Genomic DNA, 15054 nt, shown 5'->3' on the forward strand with positions numbered 1-15054 from the left:
TTGTGAAACTTATATTTTCGACTCATAGCTTTTCAAAAACACAAAAAAATAATTTTGAATGTTCTTATTTTTGACGGCACTCGCTAAAAACGAGCGCTAGCGACTAATAAATCTATAATAATTTGCTCACAAGCTAGTGCTCGTTTGTAACGAGTACATGTAATAACTGTTTAAAAACGTAAGTAAATTACTCTACCTCAAAACTTGTTTTTTCTTTGCTAGTGCTCGTTTGCAACGAGTACCGGTTTTGTATTCTTATTATTTCTAGCACCCGTTTTTAACGAATCTTATCGGGCAAAACTTACAAAATATAATGCGGATTTATTGTGGAACTTATATTTTCGACTCATAGCTTTTCAAAAATACAAAAAAATAATTTTGAATGTTCTTATTGTTGTCGGCACTCGTTAAAAACGAGCGCTAGCGATTAAGAAATCTAAAATGATAGCTTGTACAAGCTAGTGCTCGTTTGCAACGAGTACCGGTTTTGTATTCTTATTATTGCTAGCACCCGTTTTTAACGAATCTTATCGGGCAAAACTTACAAAATATAAAGCAGATTTGTTGTGAAACTTATATTTTCGACTCATAACTTTTCAAAAACACAAAAAAATAATTTTGAATGTTCTTATTTTTGACGGCACTCGTTAAAAACGAGCGCTAGCGACTAATAAATCTATAATAATTGCTCACAAGTTAGTGCTCGTTTGTAACGAGTATACGTAATAACTGTTTAAAAACGTAAGTAAATTACTCTACCTCAAAACTTGTTTTTTCCTCACCAATTTTAACGGTATATTTTCCTTTAGGTAAATAATATACATCGTTATTTCCTTTTTCAATTTCAGATTTTTTATTAGCTCTCTTAAAATCTTTCAATCCTTTTTTAGAAAAAGAAGCATCATAAACAGTTTCATTGTAACCTTTGTCTGCATCTGCAGAAATTGAGTTTACTTTTACATCATTTGCATAAATATCAAGCGTTATTTTTTTATCAGCATTTACATAAAAAGGAATTTTAATTTCTGGCGTACTTGCTTTTCTCCATTGACTTCTAGAGCTTCCCCATCTTTTACTTTTTTTAATATTGTCTATATTAAAAAGCGCGATAGGTTTTGCTAAAACACTGTCATTCATTTTTTGAATTGCAGCAATATTGGTTTTATATAAACTACGTCCGTGTGTTGCAACAATTAAATCTTTTGCTGTTGGTTGAATCACTAAATCATGCACTGCTACATTAGGTAAATCTTTACTAAAAGTTTCCCAAGAAGTTCCGTTGTTAAAAGAAACATACAATCCGTTGTCTGTACCTAAATACACTATGTTTTCATTTTTAGAATCTTCTTTTATAACATTTACGGCAGCAGTTGGAATGGTGTTTCCAATGTTTTTCCAGGTTTGTCCGTAATTATCAGACACGTATACGTACGGAGTGAAATCATCAAAACGATATCCGTTTAAAGTTGCATACACACGTTCTTTTTTAAATTTAGAAGCAATCACTCTAGAAACCCATAAATCTTTTGGAAGGTTGTCAGAAATTTTTATCCAGTTTCCTCCACCGTTTTTAGAAACATAGATCAAACCATCGTCTGAACCTGTGTAAATTAATCCAAATTTAAACGGACTTTCAGAAATAGAGGTTAAGGTTCCGTAAGCAACATTTCCTTCTTTTCCGCCGTTTGTTAAATCATCAGAAATTGTTTCCCATGTATCTCCTTGGTTTAAAGATCTGTGTAATTTATTTCCTCCTAAATATAAAATATCTTGGTTATGTTTAGATAAATGAATAGGAGTTTGCCAGTTAAATCTGTAAGGTTTTGCATCTTTTTCTGGTTTAGGTTGTATGTAAATTTCTTCTTTATTTTCTCTATCAATTCTATAATAATTACCAAATTGATAGCCTGTATACACAATATTATGGTTTCTGTTGTCTATCTGAACATGCATTCCGTCTCCACCCATAATTGACTTAAAGGGGTTTTGCCCAGATTGATGCCATGCTTTATCCATTTTTGCATTATGTGGCCCAAACCAAACACCGTTGTCTTGCAAACCGCCATACACATTATAGTTTTTTTCATTATCTACATTTACAGAATAAAATTGACCAACGGCAGTATTGTTTAATTTTATCCAGCTTTCTCCATCATCATAAGAAATATTTAAACCACCATCATTTCCTTCAATTAAATGCCCCTCTTTTTTAGGATTTACCCACAATGCTTGATGATCTGAATGTACATTTTCTCTACTAATAGAAGTAAATGTTTTACCACCATCCTTAGATTTTATAATGCCAACTCCTAAAATGTAAATTCCATTTTCATCTTGGTTGTCCACTCTAATTTCTCCAAAATAATATCCGTAAGAACTATAAATTCCGTCTAAATAATTGGTATGTGTTTTTTTCCAAGAAGTTCCTCCATTAGTTGTTTTAAAAACTTCGGCACCAATTACTGGCTCTTCAAAAGCAATTGCCATTTCATCATCTAAAAAAGCCATCAATTCTTTTGGTTTTAAACCTCCTGGTCTTAACAATTGTTTTGCATTTTCCGCTCTAAACTTCTCTCTAAAACCATACTCTTTTAAATAGGTATCTAAAGTTTTATTTCTAAGCGCTAAAACGTCTGCGGAAGATAAATTTTCAAATTGCTGTTTTGTTAAGTTATAAGCTGTTTTATTTTTCTTAGATTCTCTTCTATATTGACTGTCATGTAAAGCATACACGGTATTTTCATTAAAAACAGCCAATCCAATTCTACCAACTCCATTACCTGTAGGAAAACCACTTTTATCAGCAATTTTTGTCCAAGAAGTACCAGCATCTATACTTTTATAAATGGCAGAATTTTCTCCGTTTCCAACAAAATTCCACGCTTTACGTTCTCTCTCCCAAGAAGCAGCATACATGATATTGAAGTTTTCTGGAGCAACTGCAACGTCTATAATTCCGGTATTTTCATCAATAAATAATGTTTTAGACCACGTTTTTCCTCCATCTGTAGTTTTAAAAATTCCTCTTTCTGCATTCGGAGAATATAAATGTCCAATTGCTCCAATAATAACTTCATCAGCATTATTTGGGTTGATTAAAATTCTACCAATATGGTGTGTATCTGGTAAGCCAACATTTTGCCAAGTTTGGCCTTTATCTGTAGATTTTAAAATTCCGATTCCGGCATAAGAAGAACGAGAAGAATTGTTTTCCCCTGTACCAACCCACAGCGTTCCGGTTTGCCAATCTACAGCAATATCACCTATATTTTGAGTTAGAGCATTGTCTAAAACTGGTGTAAGCGTTGTTCCGTTATTATTTGTATACCAAAGTCCGCCAGAAGCATACCCTATATAAAATTCTGTTGTATTATTTGGGTTTACATCCATATCTACCACACGACCACTCATTACAGTTGGTCCAATATTGGTAAATTGAACATTTTTTACCAAAGAAGAATTTATCATTTGAGACTTCTGGTCTAAAGATTGTTGAATAATATCTGAATCCGTAGCGGTCTGGGCAATTAATATTGTTGAAAAACAGAGTGCGAAAAAGGTGAAAATATACTTCATAAAAAGTTAGTTTGGTTTAAAGTGATGAAATTACCACTTGTATTTTCAATACCAAAAAAATTAACATAAAAATGAATTTTAAGAAAAATACACTTCAATTTAAAACAACGTATCTTTGCAGGCTGAAACAACTACATAAAGTTGCATTCAAAAAAGTATTTTTATGACATTTAAAGATTTAGGTTTATCTGCTGCACTAGTAAAAGCAGTTGAAGAAAAAGGATATACCAAACCATCACCAATACAAGAAAAAGCAATTCCACATATTTTAGAAGGTAAAGACATTTTAGCTTCTGCACAAACAGGTACAGGAAAAACAGCAGGTTTTACATTGCCAGTTTTACAATATTTAGCAGAAACAAAGCATGCAAAATACAGACCTTTACGTGCGCTAGTATTAACGCCAACAAGAGAATTGGCTGCTCAAGTACATGACAATGTAAGAGAGTATAGTAAATATGTAAACATTAAATCTGCCGTAATTTTTGGTGGAGTGAATGCAAAACCACAGATTGCAACGTTAAGAAGTGGTGTAGATATTTTAGTAGCAACACCAGGTAGATTATTAGATTTACACAGTCAGAAAGCAGTTTCTTTTAACAGAATTGATGTTTTAATTCTTGATGAAGCAGACAGAATGTTAGATATGGGTTTTGCAAGAGACTTAAATAAACTAATTAGTTTTATGCCTGCAAAGCGTCAGAACTTGATGTTTTCTGCAACTTTTTCTACTGATATTAAAAAATTAGCTTCAGGTATTTTGAATAATCCAGTTTCTGTAGAAGCAGAACCTCAAAACTCAACAGCTAAGAAAGTAACTCACAATGTTTATAAAGTTGATAAAGGCCAAAAAACAGAGTTTACAATTAAGTTGATAAAAGACGGAAATTGGAACCAAGTTTTAATCTTTACAAGAACAAAGCATGGAGCAAACAAATTAACCGAGAAATTGATTAAAGCAGGTATTTCTGCTGCAGCAATTCACGGAAATAAGAGTCAGGGTGCTAGAACAAAGGCATTAAAAAACTTTAAAGATAATACCATTAAAGCGTTAGTTGCAACAGATATTGCAGCACGTGGTTTAGATATTCCTTTATTACCGCATGTTATTAACTTCGAATTACCAAATGTACCTGAAGATTATGTACATAGAATTGGTAGAACGGGTAGAGCAGGAGCAGCTGGAGAGGCAATTTCTTTAGTTTGTAGTGAAGAAACTGAATACCAAAATGAAATTGAAAAATTACTAAAAGAAAAATTAAACACTTCTATTGTAGAAGGTTTTGAGCCTACAGATACGGCAGCTCCTAAAAGAGCAGCAACGCAAAGTAAAGGATCTTTTGGAAAGAAAACTAGATCTTCAAATGGTGGTTCTTCTCAGGGAGATAAACCAAAAAAGAAGCCCCATTTTAAAGGAAATAAACCAGAAAGTACTTCTGGAAGAGGAAGAACTGGAGCGCCTAAAAAGAAGCGTTTTTAGATACTAATTTATTTAATTTACACAAATTTTATTATCCTACAAGGTTGTTAACTTTGTAGGATTTTTACTTTTAAATAACTTTTAATACAACTCAGTAACCATAAAGTTTGTCATTTCGAAATGAGCTTTTTAGCGATTGAGAAATCACCTAAAGTTTAGTAGGGGTTGTGTTAAGACTGTTATGGGATTCCTCAATACTTCGGAATGACAAGTATTGTGACTCAGTCTTGTGTGATCACTGCTATGAGATTTCACCTATAGTATAAATGATAGCTATTGTGATTTTATTTTGCGTTAGGGATTGTAATGACATCCTTTTTGCTTTTTCTGCAAAAAGATATAATGGAAAGCCCGCTCGAACGCCCAAAAGAAGTATAATTATTAGATGTGATTTTTAGTTTTTACATACAGTATTAAATGGATAATGAGACTTATGAAAAGAGATTTTTATATTTTGTGAGTGTTCAATTTGTAGCCACCGAAATATTGCTACCTTTGTATTTCAACATAAATTCATCAGTATGAAATACGATAAAATAGACTCACAATTATTTATTAAAAATCGAAAAAACTTTGCTGCTGCTATGCAACCAAATAGTTTGGCTGTTTTTAATTCTAATGACATTTATCCGATTAGTGCAGATAGTACATTGCCTTTTGAGCAACACAGAGATATCTTGTTTTTAAGTGGTGTAGATCAAGAAGAAAGTGTATTGTTTTTGTTTCCTGACTGCCCAAATGAAGCTTACAGAGAAATATTATTTGTTAGAGAAACCAACGATCATATTGCGGTTTGGGAAGGAGCAAAATTAACCAAAGAAGCTGCTTTTGAAACAAGTGGAATTAAAACAGTTTTCTGGTTACAAGATTTAGAGAAGGTTTTGTTTGAATTGTCTACTTATGCAGATACTTTTTACATTAATACCAATGAACATTATAGAGCAAATGTAGAAACGGAAACTCGAGAAGACCGTTTTACAAAGTGGTTATTGGCAAAATACCCGGCACATTCAGTTGCTAAAAGTAGCCCTATTATGCATCGTTTACGTGCTGTTAAAGACCAAATTGAATTGGATTTAATGCAAAAGGCGTGTAATATTACTGAAAAAGGTTTCCGTAGAATTTTAGATTTTGTAAAACCTGGTGTTTGGGAATATGAGATTGAAGCAGAATTGTTGCATGAGTTTGTAAGAAATAGATCTAAAGGGTTTGCGTATTCGCCAATTATAGCTTCTGGTAATAGTGCAAATGTTTTGCATTATATGGAGAATAATAAGGAATGTAAAAGTGGTGATTTAATTTTAATGGATATTGCTGCGGAGTATGCAAATTATAAAAGTGATTTAACTAGAACAATACCTGTTTCTGGAAAATTCTCTGACAGACAAAAAGCTGTTTATAATGCTGTAAACCACGTTAAAAAAGAAGCTACAAAATTATTGGTTCCTGGAACTTTGTGGAAAGAATATCATGTAGAGGTTGGTGATATTATGACTTCTGAATTACTGAAATTAGGTTTATTAGACAAGGCAGATGTACAGAATGCAGCTAAAGATTGGCCAGCATATAAAAAATATTTTATGCATGGAACAAGCCATCATATTGGTTTAGATACGCATGATTATGGTTTGTTGCATGAAAAAATGCAAGCAAATATGGTGTTTACTGTAGAACCAGGAATTTATATTCCGGAAGAAGGTTTTGGTATTCGTTTAGAAGATGATGTGGTGATTCAAGAAAAAGGAGAACCTTTTAATTTAATGGCAAATATACCTATTGAAGCAGATGAAATTGAAGCTATAATGCAAGGTTAATTCTTGTAATAGATACTTAAAAAGCGAGTTATATGACTCGCTTTTTTTTGTGTTAAATTTTTATTAATGGTGATGCTATATCGTTTTTTAAGCACCTCTTTAAGGTACTTTAGTTTTAAAATTTTGAAGTAACTTTGCTACATTTAAATCCTTGATTTGAATTAATTTTAAAATTAAATTGATTTATAAAAAGAATTATTCTTATTAATAAACCTATAGCACCAAAGAACGTAAATATGAAATTAAAGATTGATAAATTTGTTCTCTCTATTGTTGGAACTATTTTAATCGCTTATTTTTTTCCACAATGGGGAGCACCAGAAAGTAAAATTCCTATTGATACAATTAGTGCAGTTGGAATTTCATTGATCTTCTTTTTCTACGGATTAAAATTAAACCCGACACAGTTAAAAGCAGGACTTAAAAACTGGAGGTTACACCTTTTAGTACAAAGCGCTACATTTTTAATGTTTCCGTTATTGGTTTTATTGTTTAGACCATTAATCATGAATGAAGAACAAGAAACCATTTGGTTGGCTTTCTTTTTCTTGGCAGCATTACCCTCTACAGTTTCATCATCGGTTGTTATGGTATCTATGGCAAAAGGAAATATACCTGCAGCTATTTTTAATGCAAGTATTTCTGGAATTATAGGAATTGCCATTACACCTCTTTGGATGGGTTTGTTTGTAAATGATGCCCAAACAGATTTTGATTTTACAGGCATCTACCTAAAACTGATTGGTCAAATTATTTTACCTGTAGTTTTAGGCCTTTTGTTACAACGTTTTTTAGGAGAGTTTGTTCACAAACACAGTAGTAAATTAACGTTGTTTGATAAGTCTATTATCTTATTGATAATTTATAAAAGTTTTGCAGAATCTTTTAATGGTCATATTTTTAGTGCTGTTTCACTTTTAGATTTAGGTGCTATTTTTGTTGGAGTAATATTCTTATTTATTATGGCTTTTTTTATAACAGGTTTTATTTCTAAAAAGTTAAAAATGAATACCGAAGACCAAATTACAGCACAGTTTTGTGGTACTAAAAAATCATTAGTACACGGTACCGTTTTTTCTAAAATATTGTTTGGTAACATGGCATCGGTTGGTATTATTCTTTTGCCTTTAATGTTGTTTCATGGCACACAGATTTTAATAATTACCATTGTGGCTTCTAAATTGGCAAAACGAAAGGAAGTTCATTTATAAGAAACTTTAAATAATCATAAAAAAAGAGACTCTTTTTTTATGAGGTAGTTCTACTTTTTCTAATCGTCAATATTTACAAAACCAGTATCACTTAAGGTGTTTAGAAATATAATAAGGTTGTTTTTTTCATCCTCTGTAAGTGGAATTCTATTTTTATTCTCTTTAAGAATGGGATCTAGATTATCGGCATCTAAAACGCCATTGTCTAAATAATTTAACACTTCTTTTAAAGTAGTAAACTGACCGAAACTACCATAAGGAGCAGTATAGGCAATGTTTCTTAATGAAGGAACACGAAAACTCATTAAATCATTAGAACTGAGTGTAACTCTAGTGCGTCCTGTTTCTTCGCTATCTGGGTTTATTGGGAACCCTATATTTCTAAAACTTTGGTCTGTAAACAATTCTGTACTGTGACAACTAGAGCATTTATCTTTAAAAGTTTGATAACCTTGTGCTTCATTTTCTGTAAAAACTTCGCCTTCATTTCTTTTTACTTTATCGTATTTACTGTTAGCAGAAATTAAGGTGTATTCATATTGGGCAATACTGTTTAGAATCCTATCTCCGGTTATATTTTTATCACCAAAGGTTTTAGTGAATAATTCAGTATACGATGCATCATTTTGTAGTTTTCCAATCACTTCTAAAATAGAAGAGTTCATTTCTTCTGGTGTAATTATAGGAACGAGTGGCTGATCTTCTAATTGAGATGTACTTCCGTCCCAATTATATTGTTGCATAAATGCCATGTTTTGCACAGGTGGTGCATTTCTTAGTCCAATTCGTCCTTCAATACCGATACCTTTTGCATTATGATCTGCAAAAGCATTTGCTTGAATATGACAACTAGAGCATGAAATAGTGTTGTCTGCACTTAATTTCTTGTCAAAAAATAATTTTTCACCTAATTCAACGCCGTATTTTGTGGGTTTATTGGTATAAAATGAATTATTTAATTCTGGGAAACCTTCAGGAATATTGATTTCTATTTCTGGGTTATCCAAAATAAAAGGTTCGTAAACATCTTCTTTTGTACAAGATGAAATGAGCAGTAAGATAAAAATATTCAGTATTATTTTTTTCATTTTAAATACATTTTCATCTTTCCGCAATAGCGGGAAGAAGGCGTAAATGAAGCCGTTAACAAAATCTCAATGTTTTTTTAATAAAGAGAGGTTGTCTAAAAAGGTATTATTGTCAATCTGAATTTATTTCAGATTCTCAAATAACGTCAGTAAGTAGAAGTGTTGAAACTAATTCTACATGACAAAATTTACTGCTTTTTAGACAACCAGCTCTAAAGTTTAGTTTTCTACACTTGTAATAGAAAACATTCCTTTGGTATTCGTTTCTCCATTTCCACCAATATTATCTACAAACTGTACCATTACGTCTGGGCTCGAATGATAACTTGGCGCAGTTCCTGAAGTAAAACCTTCGTTTGCAGCATCTAAAGTAATAGATTTTGTTCCGCTTAATAAGTTTTTAAAATCTGCTTTAATTTTAATAGTAGGAGCATTTTCGCCAACCATTGCATTTGTAGTAAGCTCTAATGTAATATCTCTGTAAGCATTACGAGCATGTGTTTCTGCGCTAGACCATGTGCTTTCATCGGTTTTAGTTCCTCCTAAAACACTACCCGTATGGATAGATAATGGAGTATTATTTGTTCCGTAAAAACCTTCAATTTTTGTAAAACGGTACCCTGTTGCCCAGTACCAGTGTAATGATGTGTCGTTTGCGCCAGCTGCAGCATAAAAAGTAGGGAAGCTTTCTTCACTTAAAGTGTTTAACGCTGCCTTTACACCTAGTCCAAATTTTATTTGTGTGTAATCGGCTGTAGGAATATTACTTAAAACATACTTTAATGTTGCTTCTTTAGATTGGTCAATAATAGTAGCTCCATTGTCTAAGTTTTGTGTATTGTAAGGAAATTCATTTCCTTCTGCGTTTACAAGACGTATATTACTTATTATATATTTCAATTCAGAAAAATGGTGAGTTTGTCCTTCTGCAGAAGTGTTTGCTGTTGCTTCTGTAGATGTTTCATTTCCTAAAACAATAGTAGTTTCTGCAAATGTGTTGTTAAATTCTAACGTTACATTATTAGCAACAGGAATACTGTCTTCACTACAAGAAGTGATTGATAATGAGATAAGTGATGCTAAAAGGTATTTTTTTAAATTTTTCATTTGTATTAATTTTAATTGATGTTATTATTCTTTGTTTAAAAATTGATCTTTAAAGACGTAAAAATGTTACGTCCCATTCTGGGGATGTTTCCCCAATCTGCGTAGGTGCTGTAATATTCATTAAATAGGTTTTCTGCACCTACCTGAAAAACTGTTTTGTAATTATTAATGTAAAAAGTATAATCTGCAGAAATATTAAAGTTTTTGTAAGATGGCGTTTCGTCTTCTCCGTATTCTGGACTGTAATTATTTTGTTTGAAATCACCATTTAGTGCTGTTCCAAAACCGAAATTTTTATGAGAAAAATGTAGCGAAGTTTGATAACTCAACGGACGAATAAATGGTAAATTCTTTTTATTATCATCTAAACCTCTTGCATAGGTTAACGTTCCTTTCCAATGTAAGTTTTCCAAAATATTGTACTTGGTATTTAGTGAGAAATTGAACAATGTTGCATAATCTAAAGAGGTATATCCTTTAACACCCACAGATTGATAATTCATTGGACTCCCCAAACTTAAAATTCTTCCTATAATATAATTTTGAATATAGAAATAGTTCACTTTGGCATTGATACTTCCTTTTTCGTTTTCGAAGCCAGCACTCGCATTTACTTCATAAGAAATTTCATTTTTCAAATCTGGGTTTCCGATGTAATCATACCGATCGAAACTGTTATAAATATAATATCCATATCCTTCGGAAACAGAAGGCGCTCTATGACCGTAACCACCACCAACAGAAAAATTAAAATCACCTACATTTAAATGATAACTTGTATTTAAACTTGGTAAAAATCTTGTTTTTTCTTGTGGTGTTCCCGGGTGAAAAATCCAATTGAATTCTACATATTTAGAATAATTGTAATTGACACCTAGAGAGCCACCAAAACTTAGTTGACTTGTATCAGAAATATCCCATAAATTACCTATTGAAAGTCCTGCATAGGTTGTTGTAACCCAAGGCCAACTATATGCAAACATAGTTCGTTCACTTCGGTCTTGCGGATACATGCGCATTTCTGCAATAGATAAATTATTGTAGGCATTCAATTGCACTTCAGATGATAAATTACCTTTCTGAAGATTTACTTTAGAAACCAAACCATACGTTGTACTCCAACCAGGCATGTCCATGTGAACCAAGTTTTCCGGACGTGTGGTATCATCCATATAATGTTCTATAGCATTAAAATACACTTTGGTGTCCCACACTTTTACAATTCCTTTTTCAAAAAATTGTTTGTAGGTAACCGATGTAATTAACGCTCTAGACAAAGACAAATCCATTGGTAATGCTGGGAAACCAACATTTTTAGCTCTATCAAAAATGGCATCTACTCTTACAGAGGATAAATCACTTGTTTTGTAAGCGACTCCTAAAGAAGCGTTCAATTTTTCAAACTGAGAATGTTGTACTTCGTCATTATTTCCGTCTGAGTAATTTGATGCTTTTCTGTTAGAGATACTTCCATCTACTACTAATTTTTCACTAGAATAAGAGGAGTTTGCAAGGTTAAAAAACTGTTTGTTATTAAACTCGAATCCTGTTTGGTAAGCACCTTTGTAATTCTCCCCAATTGTAAATGCGGTACTTTTCCTTTTCAAATCGATGCTACCAGCAACTGTTGCTCCATGCAAACTGCCCTCTTGTCCTGATTTTATATCAATATCAGATAAATTATTACTTTCTACATAAGACGTTACCGGGTCCATTTTATCGGTACAAGCGCCAAAAACATGCATACCATCTATGGTCACTAAAGAACGTTCTGTACTCATGTTATTCAACAACGGCTCCCAAGCATAAGGACCACGTTTAATAAAACTGATGTTGTCTGACGAGGCTAAAAATTCATCCACAGAAACTGCCATTTTCATGTCTGTTTCTATTTTATTTTTTTTAGCCGCTATAATTATTACTTCTTCTAAGACGCCACCTAAACTATCTTTTTTCTTCTCAACAGTTTGTGCATTTGCGAGAGTTGCTAATAATAGGATTGCTATCGTTATTATTTTCATATTCTTAAAATAAGATATCAATATGAAGTTCTCCTCTTTCTCCTTCTACTCCTGGAGTAAATTCGGTAGAAACTTCGTTTCCTTTTATTATGTGTTGATTTTCATCTTTTAAAATGAAATTCAACGTCCAATTCCCTGTCATAGTGTAATTCACAACTCCATGATACAAACCATCACTTTCTTGGGATAAATCTTCATTATAAGGTGATGAATGATTTCCCATAGAAGGTTCAGGCATTCTTGGATCTATTAATAATGTGTGATTTTCTACTGCTGAATACGAAAATTGCGTAACATCAGTAAATTCTCCTGAGGCATTAGTTGGCTTGTTGTATTTGTAAATACCAGCAACCAAATCGTTTTGTGCCACACGCGGACTTTGAGGTGCAACTAACGCAATAAAATACTGCTCGTTATCATTGCCTGTAAAAGCCGTCATGTTGAGGTTCATGTTTGTTTGCTCTTCTACAGTGATAACTTTATCGATAGATTGAGTTTTAGTATTATCAGTAAAACCGATATACAACTGCCAATCTACTGTAGAACTACTCTCATTTGTAAACACAACATATCCTACGTAATACCCTTCAGTTGCATTATATGTTAGATTATATTCATGCGGACAAGAAGATTTATTACCATTCGCATCGGTCATAATTGGTAAAAAGGTAATTTTAGAATTATCGATGTTCTCACCTGTTTCTAATTTGGTGATGTTTAGATGAACCTCATTATAACCTTTATACAAAGTACCATTTAAAGCTTCTATGCTAATGCTATAATTTTCATTATTTGCGATAGTTACTTCTTCGAACTCAATATATTCTGTAGTTTCTATATTTAATTCGGCTTCGTAATTCGTTTTATCTAGCGTACAAGAAGTTATTACAATAGAAATTGCAATTACAATTATCTGTAAATGTTTCATTATTTTAGGACTGTTTTATTAAAAAACTGTTGAAAAACTAGTAGCAACAAATAGGAGAACAATTACTCGTTTTTAAGAAAGTATATTGCACATTATCAGCTAAACACAATTGCTATAATTGCATTTTTACTACTAAAAAGAAATCGTTAAGAAACACGCTTACCAAACACTGCGTAAAAAGCTTTTGTTTTAAAAAAAAACTTAACGGTGTGTTGTTCTTTACTATTAATTATTTCTAATTGATAGCACAGAACTAGATGCCTAATTAAAATTAATTAAGCACCAATTATTTGGTGTATTGCGTTTCTTAGTATGAAGAAATTAAGCGAGTGGTGGGTGAAAAACAACATCCGTATAATGGAATTTATAGGTGTTATTATATGAAGTACTTATTTTTAAATTTTCGTCTTTAGACAAAAGGAAAGATTCTTTGTGAGTTGTTTCTTGAAAATAAACGATAGAAATTTCTACTTTAAAAGATTGGTTTTTTTCATTACCACTTTCAGAATCTCCTGCCTTCACAATTTGTTTTGCTAAATGACATTTACCGTTACACTGTAACTCTGGAGCATCTTTGTTTTCACAAAGTTCGTTTTTAATATAATCGTAAAAAGCAGCATACTCCAATAATGGAAGCAAGGGTTTGGTAAGCAAGAATACCGATAAAAATATGGCAGCTATTTTCACGATGCAAATATCTTGTTTTTTTATAAAATTTCCTAAGATTACTAATCTTATAAAAAATAGATAGTATTTTATCGCTGTAACCTTCCAGTAGTATTTCCTTCTAGAATACTCATTACTTCTTTTTCGTTTGCATAATTAATATCACCTAAATAGGTGTGTTTAATGGCACAAGCAGCGCTACCAAATTGCATTGCTTTATAGTCATCAAATTTTTGTAAACCATGTATTATTCCGGCTGCAAAAGCATCACCAGTCCCAATTCTGTCTACAATATGCGTAATGTCTAAATCTTGAGTTTCTTTAAATTCTTTACCGTTCCACATTCTCGCTCTAATTTTATGCCAAGAAGAATTGATAGAAGTTCTAATTTTATCAAATACTTTTTCTATGGTAGGATATGTTTCCATTAACTGTTTACTAGCCTCAATAAAATCGTCGTTAGAGTAAGAGTAATTGGTTTCTAGAAGTTCATTTATTTCATTTACACCACCAATAAAAACGGTGGAATAATTTACTAATTCTGATAAAATTTCTTTTGGAGTACCTCCCCATTTCCATAAACCACTTCTGTATGTAGGATCTGCAGAAATTCCCATACCTTTTTTTTGGGCAAGAATTAATCCTTCTTTTAAAGTTTCATAACCACCTTTACAAAGCGCAGGTGTGATACCGGTCCAATGAAACCATTTTCCTTGCTTTAAAGATTTTTCCCAATTTACCATTTCTGGTTGAATTTCAGAAAAAGAAGAGTGAGATCTATTATAAGAAATAGAGCTCGGTCTCATAACAGCACCAACTTCTAAAAAATAAACACCTAAAGGTCTGTTAGAACGAACAATTGCTGAAGTGCTTACGTCAAATTTTCTTAGAAAAGAAATTGCAGTATCACCTATAAAATCATCAGAAACACATGAAATATGTTTTACATCTTGTCCAAAATTGGCTACAGAAATACCAACATTTAATTCGGTACCACCAAAATAAAACTCTACTTGGTTAGATTGAATAAATTTTTTGTTTCCTGAAGGTGAAATTCGCATTAAAACCTCTCCAAATGTAATTATCTGATTCATAATAAATGTGTTTAAAAGGTAAATATACCGTATAATAATCTATTAATGATCTATTTTATATTAAATTAA

10 protein-coding genes are annotated in these 15054 nt (G+C 32.1%); 3 read left to right on the plus strand and 7 right to left on the minus strand.

What is annotated here, in order from left to right; genetic code table 11:
- Nucleotides 1-750: 750 nt before the first annotated feature.
- Entirely contained in the window at nucleotides 751-3576 is a 2826-nt protein-coding gene (locus KV700_RS11595; RefSeq protein ID WP_218597969.1) for a sialidase family protein, read from the minus strand.
- A 163-nt stretch (nucleotides 3577-3739) separates the two neighbouring features.
- Here KV700_RS11595 and KV700_RS11600 point away from each other — a divergent pair, with 163 nt between their 5' ends.
- The 3 genes from KV700_RS11600 to KV700_RS11610 all read left to right on the plus strand — a co-directional run bounded on the left by KV700_RS11600 (nucleotide 3740) and on the right by KV700_RS11610 (nucleotide 8081).
- Nucleotides 3740-5056, plus strand: a complete 1317-nt coding sequence (locus KV700_RS11600) for a DEAD/DEAH box helicase (RefSeq protein WP_166383752.1) — start codon at nucleotides 3740-3742, stop codon at nucleotides 5054-5056.
- Between the two features lie 521 nt (nucleotides 5057-5577).
- A complete protein-coding gene (locus KV700_RS11605; protein ID WP_218597970.1) occupies nucleotides 5578-6870 on the plus strand; it encodes an aminopeptidase P family protein in 1293 nt (430 codons plus the stop codon).
- Nucleotides 6871-7106: 236 nt separating this feature from the next.
- Nucleotides 7107-8081 (plus strand): bile acid:sodium symporter family protein, encoded by a 975-nt coding sequence (locus tag KV700_RS11610; protein ID WP_218597971.1) that lies wholly within the window; start codon nucleotides 7107-7109, stop codon nucleotides 8079-8081.
- 59 nt (nucleotides 8082-8140) lie between these two features.
- On the opposite strand, the gene KV700_RS11615 is transcribed toward KV700_RS11610, so the two are convergent.
- From KV700_RS11615 to KV700_RS11640, 6 genes are all read right to left on the minus strand, one after another.
- On the minus strand, nucleotides 8141-9169 hold the full coding sequence (locus KV700_RS11615; RefSeq protein ID WP_218597972.1) for a cytochrome-c peroxidase: 1029 nt from the start codon (nucleotides 9167-9169) through the stop codon (nucleotides 8141-8143).
- 219 nt (nucleotides 9170-9388) lie between these two features.
- Nucleotides 9389-10276, minus strand: a complete 888-nt coding sequence (locus tag KV700_RS11620; protein ID WP_166383744.1) for an MbnP family protein — start codon at nucleotides 10274-10276, stop codon at nucleotides 9389-9391.
- A 35-nt stretch (nucleotides 10277-10311) separates the two neighbouring features.
- Nucleotides 10312-12297, minus strand: coding sequence for a TonB-dependent siderophore receptor (locus KV700_RS11625; protein WP_218597973.1), 1986 nt, complete (start codon nucleotides 12295-12297; stop codon nucleotides 10312-10314).
- Between the two features lie 4 nt (nucleotides 12298-12301).
- On the minus strand, nucleotides 12302-13225 hold the full coding sequence (locus tag KV700_RS11630; RefSeq protein WP_218597974.1) for a hypothetical protein: 924 nt from the start codon (nucleotides 13223-13225) through the stop codon (nucleotides 12302-12304).
- 321 nt (nucleotides 13226-13546) lie between these two features.
- Nucleotides 13547-13912, minus strand: coding sequence for a hypothetical protein (locus KV700_RS11635; RefSeq protein WP_166383738.1), 366 nt, complete (start codon nucleotides 13910-13912; stop codon nucleotides 13547-13549).
- A gap of 68 nt (nucleotides 13913-13980) precedes the next feature.
- Complete coding sequence (locus KV700_RS11640; RefSeq protein WP_166383736.1) at nucleotides 13981-14985, minus strand: sugar kinase; 1005 nt, start codon at nucleotides 14983-14985, stop codon at nucleotides 13981-13983.
- Nucleotides 14986-15054: the final 69 nt, after the last annotated feature.

It is taken from the genome of Polaribacter sp. NJDZ03 (assembly GCF_019263805.1).
GTDB lineage: Bacteria > Bacteroidota > Bacteroidia > Flavobacteriales > Flavobacteriaceae > Polaribacter.